Raw genomic sequence first — 14,186 nt, forward strand, 5'->3', positions numbered from 1 at the left:
CCTCTTTCTCTGGTAGGCGGTGCTTTGATTTCCTCTGCCTTACGGAAAAGAATGACAAAATTTGATGCCAAAAGCTATGGAGGAGCTCCTATCCTGGGACTTAAGGGCTTGGTGGTAAAGGTTCACGGCAATACAGACGGGGTAGAGATTACTACAGCCATTCGACAGGCCAAGGAATTTGCAGAAAAGGGCTTGACCAAGAAGATTGCTGAAGCCTTGGACTTCTCCGATCAAGAAGAGGAAAGCAAGGAAGAGGCGTAAGCCGGTGCAAAAGAACGTAGAAGAAGCTGAATCAGAAAATAAAAAAATTTAGAAAAGAATCCGGACAAGTGTCTTCAACGAGATATCGCACGCTTTGCGCACGATACTCGTTATGAACAAAAGTTTTGAAGCCCTAAGTTTAGAAAGGACAGTATTATGGAATTAGAAAAGTTAAAGGAAATTATTGCCAGAGAATTGCAGCATGTAAAGAAAGAGGAGATTACGGAAGATTCTCGTTTTGTAGAGGATTTAAATGCAGATTCCCTGGATATTGTACAGATTATCATGGGAATTGAGGAAGAATTCGGTATCGAAATTCCCGAAGAGGCAAGCTTTCAGATTAAGACCGTTGGTGAAGCACACAAAGCTATTTTAAAGGCTTTAGGAAAATAAAAATGATGGAAAACATGGGCAGTACTCCGTCTCTTTCCAAGCTGGAAGAGGATTTGGGGTACCACTTTCAAGATCAAAAGCTCTTATTGCACGCCTTAACCCACCCCTCCTATTCCAATGAGATGGGTCATCCCAAGGAAGCCTCCAACCAAAGGCTGGAATTTCTGGGGGATGCGGTGTTGGAGCTGGTTTCCAGTACCCTTCTTTACCATAAGAAACCGGTGATTCAGGAGGGAAGGATGACCAAGCTTCGGGCGGCATTGGTATGTGAATCGGCTCTGGCTGTGGTGGCAAAATCGCTACAGCTTTCTTCTTATCTTCTTTTGGGAAAGGGAGAGGAAAGAGAGGGAATTCAATTTCGGGATTCCGTTTTATCCGATGCTTTGGAAGCGGTGATTGGAGCCATTTATCTTGACGGCGGTATGGAAAAGGCGGAAGGTTTTGTTCGGGGAAAGGTTTTATCCGATATTGAGCATAAAACCCTCTTTCAGGATGCGAAAACCATGTTGCAGGAGTATTGTACGGCAAAACACTATCCTCTGGAGTATGCATTGATGGAGGAAAGCGGTCCCTTTCATCAGCGCTTTTATAAGGTGTCTGTGAAGGTCAATGAGGAAGTTTACGGCATTGGAGAGGGAAGCTCCAAAAAGAAGGCAGAGCAGGCGGCTGCCTATTTTGCATTAGAAAAAATAAAGGTGGAAACAGGGGATGTATTTAAAGTCTATTGAAATTCAAGGATTTAAGTCCTTTGCCAATAAAACTGTTTTGGATTTTTCTCCCGGTATTACCGGGATCGTAGGGCCTAACGGCTCCGGAAAATCCAATATTTCTGATGCGGTTCGTTGGGTTTTGGGAGAACAGAAGGTAAAACAGCTTCGTGGAAATTCCATGCAGGATGTTATTTTCTCCGGAACAGCCCTAAGGAGAGCCCAGGGCTATGCCTATGTGAGCATGTGCTTTGATAATGCTGACCATGCTCTAAACCTTCCCTATGAGGAAATCACCGTCAGTAGAAGACTGTATCGTTCCGGAGAATCGGAATATCGCTTAAATGATGCGGAATGTCGTTTAAAGGATATTCACGAGCTTTTTTATGATACAGGAATCGGTAAGGAAGGCTATTCCTTAATCGGACAGGGACAGATTGACAAGATTCTTTCCGGAAAAGCGGAAGAACGAAGAGCCCTCTTTGATGAGGCTGTGGGAATTGTTAAGTTCAAAAGAAGAAAAGACATTTCCCAGAAAAAGCTGGAAGAAGAACAGGCCAATATGGAGCGTATTCAGGATATCCTGTCAGAGCTGGAAAAGCAGCTGGCGCCCTTGGAGAGACAGTCCGGAAAAGCCAAAAATTACTTACAGCTTAGGGATAAGCTCTTGCTTTATGAAGCCAATTTTTTCCTTCTGGAAATGAAGGAGGCGGAGAAGGGCTTAGAGGAATTAGCGGAAAAAATCGAGAACTTAAGCTATTATCAAAAGGAAGAGGAAGAGAAACAAAATCGTTTGACCCAAGCCTTTTTAGAAATGGAAAGGGAGGGAGAAGCTTTAGAGGCGGAGGAACAGAATATTCGACAGCGGGAAGAAGAGTATCTGTCGGAAAAGGCGGAGATAGAACGCCGGATTTCTCAGCTTCGAGAGGATATCTCCGGAAAAGAAAGCAGTAAAAAGCATTTTCAGGATCAAATCGAAAAGTTAAAAGAAGAAAGTAGCCGGCTTCTTGGGAAAATGGAGGATTTGGCGGCTACTTTATTTGCCATGCAGGAGCAGTTTTCCTCCCTGCTTCCCTTTAGTAAGGATAAGGCAGAGGTACAGCTGGATGTGGATTTTATCCGTTCCACCATTAAGGAAGCGGAAATGACCATACAAAATTGCTTTGGAAACAATTTTGCCTTTGAAGAAGCTCCAAAGCTTTCAGGGGAAGAGGAAGAAAATCTTGGGGAGCAGTTTTTAGCCTTTCAGGAAAAAGAGGAGGAGCTGAAAAAAGCCCGGGAAAAATTTCAGTCTTTACTCCAAAGTATGCAGGGGCTCTCCCGGGAATTGCAGGAAAAAAGACAGGAGCTGGAATCCGAAAAGAGTCGTTTGGCTGCTCAGGAGAGGGCGGTGGAAAATCAAAGCCTTCGCCTTGAGAACCTGGAAAATCTTGCAGAGCGTTATGAGGGCTTCGGTAATGCGGTTCGCTTCTGTATGAGAGAAAAGGCTAGGGAAAAAGGCCTGATCGGCGTGGTGGCGGAGCTGATATCCGTTCCCAAAGATTATGAATTAGCCCTGGAAACAGTCCTGGGTTCCGGTCTTCAACAGTTGGTTTGTGAAGATGAAGGCACTGCAAAACGACTGATCGAAAAATTAAAAAGGGAGAGGCAGGGTAGAGCCAGCTTCCTTCCTTTGCCATCCCTTAGGAAGAATCGGGATGAAAAATATGACAGCTTAAAGAAGGAAGCGGGAGTTATCGGGGTATTTGCAGACCTGATTAAGGTTCCGGAGTCCTGTAAGGGCTTGGAGAACTACCTTTTGTCCAGAGTGCTTTTGGTAAGAAGCATGGAGGAGGCTCTTAGCTTAGAAAAGAAATATCATCACAGCCTAAGGATAGTTACCCTGGAAGGAGAGCTTTTACAGGCAGGGGGAGCTATTTCCGGCGGTGCCTATAAAAACAATTCCTCTCTTATGGGAAGAAAAAGAGAAATGGAAGAGCTTAAGGAGGGTATTGAGAAGGGAAAGGAAGCCTGCAACAATATTCGGAAGTCTGTAGAGGAGAAGATGAGGGCCTGCAATAGGCTGGAAGAAGAGCTCTCCGCCAAGGAAGAAGAACGGCATCAACAGGAAAAGGGGATTTCCGAGCTGGAGCTTATGCTACAGGCGAAGATGCAGTTAGAGTATCAAACCCTGTCCACCAAGACGGATTTTCTGACAGAGCAAATGCATGGCTACAGCGATGCTTTGGAAAAGCTATTTGCCGAGCAATTTGATCTGGAAGAGGCGGAAAAACAGTCAAAGGAATCCGTACTGTATCAGGAGGAGGAAATCCAAAAATTGCAAGAAAAGCTTTCTTTGGGAGAAAAAGCATTTTCCGATAGAAAGGAAAGCCTGCAAAGGATTCAAGAGCAGAAGCAAAAGATTGCCGAAAAACAAAAGGCATATTTTGCGGAAAAGGAGAAGTTTGCAGAGGCTCAGTTGAATCAGGAAAAGGAAGCTCTTCGCCTGGAAAATCAAAAGGAAAAATTGGAAGAGCAAAGTGCCAAGTCCGCCCTGTATATTTTGGAAGAGTATGGATTACAATTCTCCGAGGTGAAACAGTATTACCGGGAGGAGCTTAGCGAAGATCCTGCGCTTTCCAAGGAAATTCAGGAAATGAAGGGGAATATCCGGAGTCTTGGCCCCATAAATCTGGACAGTATTCAGCAATTTGAAGAGGTTTCGGAGCGTTACAGCTTCCTGCATCAGCAGGTGGAGGATCTTCTTACTTCCGAAAAATCTTTGCAGGAGATTATTGCCGACCTGGATCGAGGGATGCGGAAGCAGTTCCATGAAAATTTCTCCAAGATCCAAGTAGAGTTTAACAAGGTTTTTCGCGTTCTATTCGGCGGAGGACAGGGAAGACTGGAAATGGAAGAGGGAGAGGATGTGCTGGAAAGCGGTATTCGTATCGTGGCAGAGCCTCCCGGAAAGAAATTACAAAATATGATGCAGCTTTCCGGAGGAGAAAAGGCGCTTACCGCTATTTCCCTGCTTTTTGCTTTGCAAAGTCTGAAGCCTTCTCCCTTTTGCCTATTGGATGAGATTGAGGCGGCATTGGATGATTCCAATGTGGTACGCTTTGCGGAGTATTTGCATCATTTGATTAAGAACACCCAGTTTATTGTCATTACCCATAGAAGAGGAACGATGGAAAGGGCAGATAGACTTTTCGGTGTTACCATGCAGGAAAAGGGGATTTCCACCCTGGTATCTGTTGACCTGGTAGAAGACCAGCTGCAATAAGGAGGCGTCATGGCAAATTTTTTTACCAAAATACTGAATAATATTTTTCAATCCAATGAGGTGGCGGACGAGGCCTTTTATGAAGAGCTGGAAGAGGCGATGATTCTCAGTGATGTTTCCTATAGCAGCTGTATGCGCATTATTGATGCGGTAAAACACGAAGCCAATCAGCGGGGAGTAAATTTGACCCGGGATGTGCAAAAGATTCTAAAGGACTATATTTTGGATTTGATGATGGTGGAGGAAGGCTATTATGCCTTTGAGCAGGAGAAAAGTATTATCTCCGTCATCGGCGTAAATGGCGTAGGAAAAACCACCTCTATCGGAAAGCTGGCCTATCATTTAAAGAAAAAAGGGAAGAAAGTTATCCTTGCGGCGGCGGACACCTTCCGTGCCGGAGCCATTGAGCAGCTGGTGGAATGGGGAAACCGTGTAGGGGTGGATGTGATTCACCAAAAGGAAGGCTCCGATCCTGCGGCTGTAGTTTTTGATGCTCTCCAGTCCTTTAAGGCGAAAAATGCGGATGTTTTGATTATTGATACCGCAGGAAGACTGCATAATAAGAAAAACCTGATGCAGGAGCTTGGAAAAATCAACCGCATCATTGACCGGGAATTTGCGGAAGGCTATAGAGAAACTCTGGTGGTTTTGGATGCCACTACAGGCCAGAACGCCATGAGCCAGGCAAAGCTCTTTAAAGAATGCAGCCAGGTAACCGGTGTCATCTTAAGTAAGATGGACTCCACCGCTAAAGGCGGCATGGCCCTATCCATACAGGCCGAACTGGGTCTCCCGGTAAAATACATGGGCACCGGGGAAAAAGTGGAGAATTTACAGCGCTTTGATGCCAAGAAGTATGTAGAGGACATTTTTGACTTGCATTAAGGCAAAGCTTCCTGCTGTCAACAAAAACGCTTGACAGAGGGAGCCTTTTTTGTTATTTTACTATATCGTGAGGTGAAGTATGGAAGCATTTGTGGAAAAGGGAAACCTGTTTTTGCTGTATTCCGGCCTGTTAAAGGAGAAGCAAAGACAGATTTATGAATACCATATTTTGGAAGACATGAGCTTTACGGAAATTGGCTTGGAAATGGGTATCACCAGGCAGGCAGCCCAGGCGGTATTTCGAAAGGCGGACGAAAAGCTAAAGTTCATCGAAGAGAATCTTCACCTGGCAGAAAAGTGGCTCAGTATACGGCGTTGTGCGGAAGAAATTCAGAGCAAGGCTCGGGATGCGGAAATCAAAGCATTAGCAGGAGAAATCATTCATGGCATTTGAAAGTTTATCCGATCGTTTAAGTGATATATTTCAAAATTTATCCGGAAAGGGAAAGCTTTCCGAGGAGGATGTAAACCTTGCCTTAAAGGAAGTTCGAATGGCTTTGTTGGAAGCAGACGTGAACTTCAAGCTGGTAAAGGATTTTATTGCCAAGGTCAAGGAATCCGCCATCGGAGAAGAGGTATTCTCCTCTTTAAGTCCGGCCCAGACAGTAATAAAGATTGTACGGGACGAGCTGACCAAGATGATGGGGGAGGAGAATACGGAGCTAAAGCTTCGTCCTCAAAGTGAAATCACGGTTTTGATGATGGTGGGCTTACAGGGTGCCGGAAAAACCACCACTGCGGCAAAGCTTGCGGGTAAGTTCCAAAAGCAGCATAGAAAGCCCTTACTGGTGGCCTGTGACATTTACAGACCGGCGGCTATTGAACAGCTTCGTGTCAATGCGGAAAAGCTTTCTATTCCTTTCTTCAGCTTAGGCAATCAGGTTAAGCCGGAGGAAATTGCAAAGAAGGCCTACGAAGAGGCCAAGGCAAAGGGCTATAACCTTTTGATTTTGGATACCGCCGGAAGATTGCAGATTGATGATGCTCTGATGGAAGAGTTAAAGCGGATGAAGTCTGCTGTGCCTGTTGACTGGACCATCCTTACCGTGGATGCCATGACCGGACAGGAAGCGGTAAATGTTGCGGAAAGCTTCAGTAAGGAAGTGGGAGTCGACGGCGTAATCCTCAGTAAGTGCGACGGAGATACCAGAGGAGGAGCGGCTCTATCCATCAAGGCGATGACCGGACAGCCCATTCTTTACCTTGGTATGGGAGAAAAGCTTTCCGATTTAGAGCCCTTTTATCCGGATCGTATGGCAGGTCGCATTCTGGGAATGGGAGATGTACTTTCCCTCATTGAAAAAGCCCAAAGCGAAATGGATGAGGAAAAAGCCAAGGAATCCGTTCGGAAATTGTCCAAGGGACAGTTTAACTATGATGATTTCCTGGATCAGATGAATCAGCTGCAAAAGCTTGGGGGAATTGCAGGAATTTTAAAAATGCTTCCCGGTATGAACAAGGCTATGCAGGGGATTGATCTGGAGGATTCCGAGAAGAAGATGAAGCAGGTAAAATCCATTATCCAGTCCATGACCTTTAAGGAAAGAGCCAATCCGAAGCTTATGAACCCCTCCCGAAAGAAAAGAATTGCTCAGGGAGCCGGGGTGGATATTGCAGAAGTCAACAAGCTGGTAAAACAGTTTGAAGAGATGCAGAAAATGATGAAGCAGTTTGGCGGTTCCATGAAGGGTAAGCACGGCGGTTTCCCGGGAATGGGAATGGGGAAGAATCCCTTCGGAAGAGGCGGCGGATTTCCCTTCTAAAGGATAGGAAACTTGTATTTTCATCAAGTATTTTATGTAGCATTTCAACAGCTAGTCTGTAGAAATAAATTTTTTTAAACACACACAAAGGAGAAAAGAAATGGCAGTTAAGATCAGATTAAGAAGAATGGGACAGATTCACGCACCTTACTATCGTGTTATTGTGGCAGATTCCAGAAGCCCAAGAAACGGTAAGTTCATTGCAGAGCTTGGATACTATGATCCAACCAAGGAGCCAACAGTATTTAAGGTAGACGCAGAAGAGACAAAGAAGTGGTTACAGAACGGAGCACAGCCAACAGAAACTGTTGCAAGACTTCTGAAGAAGTTTGACATCTAAGTCTTATTTCAAAGGAGGATGCTGTCGTGAAGGAATTACTGGAAACCATTGCAAAGGCATTGGTTCAGTTTCCTGAAGATGTTCATGCTGAGATGGAAGAGAAGGAGGGAGAAATCCATCTAACTCTTTCCGTAAATGAGCAAGACATGGGAAAGGTGATTGGACGTTCAGGTCGTATCGCCAAGGCGATCCGTTCTGTCATGAATGCTGCTGCATCCAAGCAAAATCTCAGAATATCCATTGATATTCAGTAAGGGGAAGGTATGTCTTAGGGCATACCTTTTCTTCACGCTAGGGAGGAAAGATGTTAAAAGAGCTACGAGTAGGAACGATTTTGAAGCCCCACGGTTTAAAAGGGGAAATGAAGGTTTATCCCACCACGGAGGAACCGAGACGCTTTACCCAATTAAAGGAATTGATTTTACGAAGAGAAAGTCAAGGACTTCGGGATACTTCCTTTTCTGAAAGCAGAAAAATCAAGTCCGTTCGCTTTCAAGGAGAATTCCTGCTTTTACAGCTGGAGGGAATTGACTCCGTGGAAATGGCGGAGAAATATCGTAACGTATCTTTGATGATTCCCAGAGAGCAGGCTCTTCCTTTAGGGGCAAATGAGTTTTTCCTTGGGGACTATATCGGAATGGAAGTCTATATTGAGGGAAAAGAGCTCCTGGGAGAAGTGAAGGAAGTGATTGAAACCGGGGCAAACCTGGTATTTTCCGTAGAAGGAAAGGAAAAAGAATATCTTATTCCTCATATTCCTCCGGTGGTATATGAAATCAAGGAGAATCGTATTGCCATTCACCTGATGGAAGGATTGCTGGAGCTATGAGTAAATTTACTGTTTTTACTCTGTTCCCGGAACAGATTGAAAATGCCCTATCCCATTCCATTATGAAAAGAGCCATGGAAGATGAGAAGCTATCCTTAAATTGTGTAAATATCCGTGATTTTACAGAGGATCCCCACGGCCATGTGGATGATGCTCCCTTCGGGGGAGGGGCTGGAATGTTAATGCAGGTTCAGCCCATTGTTTCCGCCTTTGAGGACTTGGTGCAAAGAGAGGGAAGACCGGATAGAGTGATTTACTGCTCTCCCAGAGGGAAGGTATTTAAGCAAAGCATGGCTATGGAATTAGCCAAGGAGGAGCATATCCTCTTTCTTTGCGGGCATTATGAAGGGATAGACCAAAGAGCTTTGGATATCCTGGAGGTGGAAGAGGTTTCCATAGGAGACTATGTGCTTACCGGAGGAGAACTCCCTGCCGTCATCATGATTGATGCCATAGCTCGATTGCAGGATGGGGTTTTAAACAAAAAGGAGAGCTTTGAAGAAGAAAGTTTTTCCCAAGGACTGTTGGAATATCCCCAATATACCCGTCCCAGAAGCTTTCAGGATAGAGAGGTTCCCGAAATTCTTCTTTCCGGAGATCATAAAAAAATCCGGCAGTGGAGATGGGAAGAAAGTCTTAGAGTTACGAAGGAACAAAGACCTGAGTTATATGAAAAATATAGAGAAGAAAATCCGGAGCTTTTTATCGAAAAAAAGAAACGGAAAAGATGAAAAAATGAAGCAAAGACAGGGATTTGTAGCAAAGGCAGGGATTTTGCTTGCATTTTCCAAGGCTTTGTGGTAATTTATTAGGGCTGTTTTGTAATAGGACAAAACGAAAACCGTATCATATGTTCCGCTGACGCAAGACGTGTATGAACATGGAATCATTATGGAGGACAAAGAAATGTCAAATTATGAAATCATTAAGGGAATTGAAGATGCTCAGCTGAGAAAAGAAGCATTGGCAGACTTCAACACAGGAGATACCGTTAAGGTATACAACAAGATTAAAGAGGGTAACAGAGAGAGAACTCAGGTTTTCGAGGGAACTGTTCTGAAGATTCAGGGTGGATCCAACAGAGAGACCTTTACTATTCGTAAGACATCCAACGGTGTTGGTGTAGAGAAGACTTGGCCAATCCACAGCCCATTCGTAGAGAAGATTGAAGTGGTTCGTAGAGGTAAGGTAAGAAGAGCTAAGTTGAACTACCTTCGTGACCGTGTTGGTAAGGCTGCTAAGGTTAAGGCTGCAAAATAAGAGTAAAAGCGGTGTTCCTCAGGGGACACCTTTTTTATTATCGATGCAATGTGTAGAATATAGTTGATGTACTTTAAAAATACTTGCTATGCTTTAGAAACGAAAAATCAGAAGGGAAAGGAGCCCCATGAAAGAACAAGCAATACTGCAAAAATGGATTCGTAATTTAGTGGATTTTATTGTTATCCTTTCCCTGGCCTGGTTTGTGGTGCATAGCTTTTTTTCTTTGGCAAGAGTTTCCGGTCACAGCATGGAGCCCTCCCTTTCTGCGGGAGATACGGTACTGGTAGATGAATTTTTCTACCAGTTTAAAAAGCCGAAACGCTATGATGTGGTACTTTTTCAAAAAAAGGATAAGTCCAACAATATAAAACGTATCATAGGCCTGCCCGGAGAAACCGTGATTATCCAAAACGGCCGTGTGTATATCAACGGCACTCTTTTGGAAACCGACAAGCTTTCTCCCATTGTCCTTGAGGGAGTAGCCAAGAATCCGGTGGAGCTTGGGGAAAATGAATATTTTCTTCTGGGAGATAATACGGATTCATCGGAGGACAGTCGTTTTCAAAATATGGGAAATATACAGGAGAGCCAGATTATAGGCAGGGTTTGGTTCAGGATTTTTCCTTTTCGGAAAATATCCTTGATTGGCTAAGGAGGAAAAATGAAGATACAGTGGTATCCCGGTCATATGGCAAAGGCTAAGCGGAAAATGAAGGAGGATTTGCCTTTATGTGATGTAATCGTAGAGGTTATTGACAGCCGTTGTCCCAATTCCTCCAGAAATCCGGAAATCGACCAGCTGGCTAAGGATAAAATTAGAATTTTGCTCTTTAATAAGCTGGACTTGGCGGATGATGAGCGCAGCAAGCTTTTTATGGAGGACTTCCAAAGAAGAGGCTTCTTTACCATGGGGATTGATGCAAGAAACAGGGCCAGCGTAAAACGGGTAAACAAATTGATTCAAGAGGCTTCCCAACCCCTTTATGAGAAGAACAGAAAAAAGGGCATTTCCTCTCAGATGGTTAGAGCCATGGTTTTAGGCATTCCCAATGTGGGAAAATCCACCTTTATTAATGCTTTTGTGGGGCGTTCCACTGCAAAGACCGGTAATAAGCCCGGGGTTACCAGAGGAAATCAGTGGATTAAGCTGGATAAGAATGTACAGCTTTTGGACACTCCCGGAATTACCTGGCCGAAGTTTGAACGGGAAATCGTGGGCTATAATTTGGCACTGATTGGTTCCATCAATGATGATATTTTACCGATAGAGGATCTGGTTTTTTATTTCTTAAAATACCTTGTCCGCTACTATCCCAAGGCGATTCTGGAGCGCTATGGAATAGAACCGGAGGAGGGGGAAGCGGCTCTTTCCATTATGGATAAGATTGCCGTAAAAAGAGCCTGTATCAAGAAGGGGGGAGATGTGGACTACACCAGAGTCTCCCGTCTGATTTTGGATGATTTTCGTAGTGGAAGACTGGGGAAAATCAGTCTGGAGCATCCCGGTAAATGGTCTGATGAAGGGGATGAGGATTCAGCAGTAGAATAAAGAGGAAAGATAATGCTTGGAAGAAGCGCTTTATAGAAATGAGGCCAAGGCATGACAGAAGCACAAAGACTTAAAGAGGAAGCCCGTTTAAAGGAAATGTGGCAATTGGAGGAAGAACATGGATATCTTCCCTATGTTGCCGGAGTGGATGAAGCCGGGAGAGGACCTTTAGCTGGACCGGTAGTGGCAGCTACCGCCATTTTACCGAAGGAACATCATTTTTATTTCCTTAATGATTCCAAGAAAATGACGGAAAAGCGGAGAGAAGCTCTCTTTCTTGAAATTAAGGAAAATGCGATAGCCTATGGAATCGGCATCGTTTCTCCGGAAATAATTGATGAAATCAATATCCTCCAGGCAACTTATGAGGCTATGCGAATGGCTATAGAGGAGATGGAGAAGAACTTTTCTATTACTCCCTCCCTTTTGCTAAATGATGCGGTAAGAATTCCTTTGGTGGATATTCCACAAATTCCTATCGTTCACGGGGATGCCAAGTCTTTGTCCATTGCGGCAGCCAGTGTTCTGGCCAAGGTAAGTAGGGATCACCTTATGCTGGACTATGCCAAGGAATATCCGGAATATGGCTTTGATAAGCACAAGGGCTATGGAACCAAAGCCCATACAGAAGCTATTTTAGAGCATGGCCCCTGCCCCATTCATCGTCGGAGCTTTTTAAAAAAGCTCTATGCCGGACAATCGTAAAACTTTAGGAGTACCGATGGGAAAGACAGAAGAAGACAAAGCAGGTATCAAGGCTCCCAATATTTCTAATACCCTGAAGGGAAAGACATTTGAAGACCGGGCTGTGGCCTTTTTGGAAGAAAAGGGCTATGAAATTCTGGAGCGAAACAGTCGTTTTCATCATCTGGAAATGGATTTAGTGGCGAAGGATGGGGAGATGCTTTGCTTTATAGAGGTAAAGGGCAGGAAGGAACATAGCTATCTTTCCGGTATTTATGCAGTGGATAGAGGAAAACAAAGGAGACTTCGTACCTGGGCTACCGCCTATCTTTGTAAACATGCATATTCTTTGACAGAAACAGCCTGTCGCTTTGATGTGGTCAGTATAGAAGGAGAGAAGATTCAGCTGATTCAAAATGCCTTTTAAGAGAATTTATGGTATACTTGGCAAGGTTATAAATAAGAAGAAAGACTTTCGATTATTATAAATACTTCAAGAAAATAAAGAAGTATCTAAGGTTTAAGGAGAGAAAAATGGGAAGTACAGGAAAGAAAATCATTTTAACCGGAGATCGTCCCACAGGAAAATTACATTTGGGACATTATGTAGGATCTTTACGTAGAAGAGTGGATTTACAGAATTCCGGAGAATATGATCAGATCAATATTTTGATTGCAGATGACCAGGCATTAACGGATAACTACGATAATCCCAAGAAGATTCGGGATAATATTATCGAGGTGGCCTTGGACTATCTTTCCGTGGGGCTTGATCCCAATGTAAGTACCATTTGTATCCAGTCCGGATTACCGGCTCTCCATACCCTCAGCTTTTATTATTTAAATCTGGTAACAACCCAAAGACTGAGTCGTAACCCCACCGTGAAGGCGGAGATGAAGCTCCGGGGCTTCCATGGGGGAGAAAGTATCAATGACAATGAGGTAGGTCTTCCTGCGGGATTTTTCACCTACCCTGTTTCTCAGGCTGCGGATATTACCGCTTTTAAGGCGACTACCGTGCCGGTAGGAGAAGATCAGCTTCCTATGATTGAGCAGTGTAAGGAAATTGTTCGTAAGTTTAATCAGCTGTACCAAAAGGAAGTGCTTTTAGAGCCGGAGATTCTTTTGCCGGAGCATTCCAGCCAGAGAAGACTGCCGGGTACGGACGGTAAGGCGAAGATGAGTAAGTCCTTAGGAAACGGTATTTACCTTTCCGATGATCCAAGTACGGTAAAAACAAAGATTATGAGCATGTATACCGATCCTACCCACATTAATGTGGCGGATCCGGGACATGTGGAGGGCAATACCGTATTTACCTATCTGGATGCCTTTGCACCAAAGGAAGATTTCTCTCGTTTCTGTCCGGACTATCAGAATCTGGAGGAGATGAAGGAGTATTATATGCGAGGCGGTCTTGGAGATGTTAAATGTAAGAAGACATTACTGGCTGTAATGGAAGAAATCCTACAGCCTATCCGAGAGAAGAGAAAGCACTGGGAGAATAATATTCCGGAGGTTTATGAGATTCTCTTGGAGGGCACTAAGCTGGCCAGACAGCGGACAGAGGAAACCTTGGGAGAAGTATGTGAAGCCATGAAAATCAATTACTTCCAGGGCAATTCCATCATTCAGGAATGGGAAACATGGGTACATGGAAGTCACGAGGGCTAAGAGGCTCTCTTTTGGAAGAGGAAATTAATCATACCATTGCGCTGTATGAGGAAAAGAATTTAGCCCTCATTCAAAAGATTCCCACCCCCATTACCCCTATTAAGTTGGATCAAAGCCATAAACAAATCACTTTGGCTTATTTTGATAAGAAGTCCACAGTGGATTATATGGGAATTGTTCAAGGGATTCCCATTTGTTTTGATGCTAAGGAATGTCACAAGGATTCCTTTCCTCTGCAAAACCTTCATGCCCATCAAATGGATTTTATGAAGCGCTTTATGCTGCAGGGGGGCATCAGCTTTATTATCCTGTCCTTCAGCAAAAGAGGAGAGAAGTACTATGTTCCTTATCGGGAGCTGGAATACTTTTATCAGCGGATGGAAGAGGGGGGCAAGAAAAGCTTTCGTTATGACGAATTACGGGAAGCCTTTCCGGTAGAGGCGAAACGGGATTTGCTGGTTCATTTTTTGGAGGCTTTAAATCAGGATATTTTGTGCTTGAATGAGATGAATAAGTCTTAATGAACAATAAGCTTTAATGAACAATAAGCTTTAATGAACAATAAGACTTATT

Annotated in this window: 17 protein-coding genes and 1 pseudogene; all 18 read left to right on the forward strand. The window is 44.1% G+C overall.

What is annotated here, in order from left to right; genetic code table 11:
• Positions 1-261: pseudogene (locus RDQ32_RS08980) on the forward strand (phosphate acyltransferase); the annotation flags it as partial.
• A 156-nt stretch (positions 262-417) separates the two neighbouring features.
• A complete protein-coding gene (gene acpP, locus RDQ32_RS08985; protein ID WP_007156153.1) occupies positions 418-654 on the forward strand; it encodes an acyl carrier protein in 237 nt (78 codons plus the stop codon).
• 2 nt (positions 655-656) lie between these two features.
• Positions 657-1,382, forward strand: coding sequence for a ribonuclease III (gene rnc, locus RDQ32_RS08990; protein WP_308580121.1), 726 nt, complete (start codon positions 657-659; stop codon positions 1,380-1,382).
• The gene (smc, locus tag RDQ32_RS08995) at positions 1,363-4,626 is read left to right on the forward strand and encodes a chromosome segregation protein SMC (protein WP_308580122.1); all 3,264 of its coding nucleotides are present in this window, start codon (positions 1,363-1,365) and stop codon (positions 4,624-4,626) included. The genes rnc and smc overlap by 20 nt, the downstream gene beginning before the upstream one ends.
• 9 nt (positions 4,627-4,635) lie before the next feature.
• Positions 4,636-5,511 (forward strand): signal recognition particle-docking protein FtsY, encoded by an 876-nt coding sequence (ftsY, locus tag RDQ32_RS09000; protein WP_308580124.1) that lies wholly within the window; start codon positions 4,636-4,638, stop codon positions 5,509-5,511.
• A 79-nt stretch (positions 5,512-5,590) separates the two neighbouring features.
• The gene (locus tag RDQ32_RS09005) at positions 5,591-5,905 is read left to right on the forward strand and encodes a transcriptional regulator (RefSeq protein ID WP_308580126.1); all 315 of its coding nucleotides are present in this window, start codon (positions 5,591-5,593) and stop codon (positions 5,903-5,905) included.
• Positions 5,895-7,274, forward strand: a complete 1,380-nt coding sequence (gene ffh, locus RDQ32_RS09010) for a signal recognition particle protein (protein ID WP_308580128.1) — start codon at positions 5,895-5,897, stop codon at positions 7,272-7,274. Before RDQ32_RS09005 ends, ffh begins: the two co-directional genes overlap by 11 nt.
• A 100-nt stretch (positions 7,275-7,374) precedes the next feature.
• Entirely contained in the window at positions 7,375-7,614 is a 240-nt protein-coding gene (gene rpsP / locus RDQ32_RS09015) for a 30S ribosomal protein S16 (RefSeq protein WP_007156147.1), read from the forward strand.
• 26 nt (positions 7,615-7,640) lie between these two features.
• Complete coding sequence (locus RDQ32_RS09020; RefSeq protein ID WP_007156146.1) at positions 7,641-7,868, forward strand: KH domain-containing protein; 228 nt, start codon at positions 7,641-7,643, stop codon at positions 7,866-7,868.
• Positions 7,869-7,918: 50 nt separating this feature from the next.
• Complete coding sequence (gene rimM, locus RDQ32_RS09025; protein ID WP_308580129.1) at positions 7,919-8,443, forward strand: ribosome maturation factor RimM; 525 nt, start codon at positions 7,919-7,921, stop codon at positions 8,441-8,443.
• Positions 8,440-9,174: a tRNA (guanosine(37)-N1)-methyltransferase TrmD gene (gene trmD, locus RDQ32_RS09030; protein WP_308580130.1), complete on the forward strand. Its 735-nt coding sequence runs from the start codon at positions 8,440-8,442 to the stop codon at positions 9,172-9,174. Before rimM ends, trmD begins: the two co-directional genes overlap by 4 nt.
• Positions 9,175-9,349: 175 nt before the next feature.
• Entirely contained in the window at positions 9,350-9,703 is a 354-nt protein-coding gene (gene rplS, locus RDQ32_RS09035) for a 50S ribosomal protein L19 (protein WP_040648518.1), read from the forward strand.
• Positions 9,704-9,830: 127 nt separating this feature from the next.
• A complete protein-coding gene (gene lepB / locus RDQ32_RS09040; RefSeq protein ID WP_308580132.1) occupies positions 9,831-10,358 on the forward strand; it encodes a signal peptidase I in 528 nt (175 codons plus the stop codon).
• Positions 10,359-10,367: 9 nt separating this feature from the next.
• A complete protein-coding gene (ylqF, locus tag RDQ32_RS09045) occupies positions 10,368-11,255 on the forward strand; it encodes a ribosome biogenesis GTPase YlqF (protein WP_308580134.1) in 888 nt (295 codons plus the stop codon).
• Positions 11,256-11,306: 51 nt separating this feature from the next.
• Complete coding sequence (locus RDQ32_RS09050) at positions 11,307-11,960, forward strand: ribonuclease HII (protein ID WP_308580136.1); 654 nt, start codon at positions 11,307-11,309, stop codon at positions 11,958-11,960.
• 16 nt (positions 11,961-11,976) lie between these two features.
• Positions 11,977-12,366 (forward strand): YraN family protein, encoded by a 390-nt coding sequence (locus tag RDQ32_RS09055; RefSeq protein ID WP_308580138.1) that lies wholly within the window; start codon positions 11,977-11,979, stop codon positions 12,364-12,366.
• Positions 12,367-12,473: 107 nt separating this feature from the next.
• Entirely contained in the window at positions 12,474-13,613 is a 1,140-nt protein-coding gene (gene trpS, locus RDQ32_RS09060) for a tryptophan--tRNA ligase (protein ID WP_308580139.1), read from the forward strand.
• On the forward strand, positions 13,586-14,134 hold the full coding sequence (locus RDQ32_RS09065; protein ID WP_304071889.1) for a Holliday junction resolvase RecU: 549 nt from the start codon (positions 13,586-13,588) through the stop codon (positions 14,132-14,134). The genes trpS and RDQ32_RS09065 overlap by 28 nt, the downstream gene beginning before the upstream one ends.
• The last annotated feature ends 52 nt before the right edge of the window (positions 14,135-14,186 follow it).

It is taken from the genome of uncultured Oribacterium sp., from assembly GCF_902481605.1.
In the GTDB taxonomy this organism is placed as follows: Bacteria; Bacillota; Clostridia; order Lachnospirales; family Lachnospiraceae; genus Oribacterium; species Oribacterium sinus.

What these genes read in the sequence shown, in the direction of transcription:
- trmD (WP_308580130.1), top strand. Translation starts at nt 8,440, where the DNA reads ATGAGTAAATTTACTGTTTTTACTCTGTTCCCGGAACAGATTGAAAAT.
- rpsP (WP_007156147.1), top strand. Translation starts at nt 7,375, where the DNA reads ATGGCAGTTAAGATCAGATTAAGAAGAATGGGACAGATTCACGCACCT.
- lepB (WP_308580132.1), top strand. Translation starts at nt 9,831, where the DNA reads ATGAAAGAACAAGCAATACTGCAAAAATGGATTCGTAATTTAGTGGAT.
- RDQ32_RS09005 (WP_308580126.1), top strand. Translation starts at nt 5,591, where the DNA reads ATGGAAGCATTTGTGGAAAAGGGAAACCTGTTTTTGCTGTATTCCGGC.
- rnc (WP_308580121.1), top strand. Translation starts at nt 657, where the DNA reads ATGATGGAAAACATGGGCAGTACTCCGTCTCTTTCCAAGCTGGAAGAG.
- smc (WP_308580122.1), top strand. Translation starts at nt 1,363, where the DNA reads ATGTATTTAAAGTCTATTGAAATTCAAGGATTTAAGTCCTTTGCCAAT.
- ffh (WP_308580128.1), top strand. Translation starts at nt 5,895, where the DNA reads ATGGCATTTGAAAGTTTATCCGATCGTTTAAGTGATATATTTCAAAAT.
- acpP (WP_007156153.1), top strand. Translation starts at nt 418, where the DNA reads ATGGAATTAGAAAAGTTAAAGGAAATTATTGCCAGAGAATTGCAGCAT.
- rimM (WP_308580129.1), top strand. Translation starts at nt 7,919, where the DNA reads ATGTTAAAAGAGCTACGAGTAGGAACGATTTTGAAGCCCCACGGTTTA.
- RDQ32_RS09055 (WP_308580138.1), top strand. Translation starts at nt 11,977, where the DNA reads ATGGGAAAGACAGAAGAAGACAAAGCAGGTATCAAGGCTCCCAATATT.
- ylqF (WP_308580134.1), top strand. Translation starts at nt 10,368, where the DNA reads ATGAAGATACAGTGGTATCCCGGTCATATGGCAAAGGCTAAGCGGAAA.
- ftsY (WP_308580124.1), top strand. Translation starts at nt 4,636, where the DNA reads ATGGCAAATTTTTTTACCAAAATACTGAATAATATTTTTCAATCCAAT.
- trpS (WP_308580139.1), top strand. Translation starts at nt 12,474, where the DNA reads ATGGGAAGTACAGGAAAGAAAATCATTTTAACCGGAGATCGTCCCACA.
- rplS (WP_040648518.1), top strand. Translation starts at nt 9,350, where the DNA reads ATGTCAAATTATGAAATCATTAAGGGAATTGAAGATGCTCAGCTGAGA.
- RDQ32_RS09050 (WP_308580136.1), top strand. Translation starts at nt 11,307, where the DNA reads ATGACAGAAGCACAAAGACTTAAAGAGGAAGCCCGTTTAAAGGAAATG.
- RDQ32_RS09065 (WP_304071889.1), top strand. Translation starts at nt 13,586, where the DNA reads ATGGGTACATGGAAGTCACGAGGGCTAAGAGGCTCTCTTTTGGAAGAG.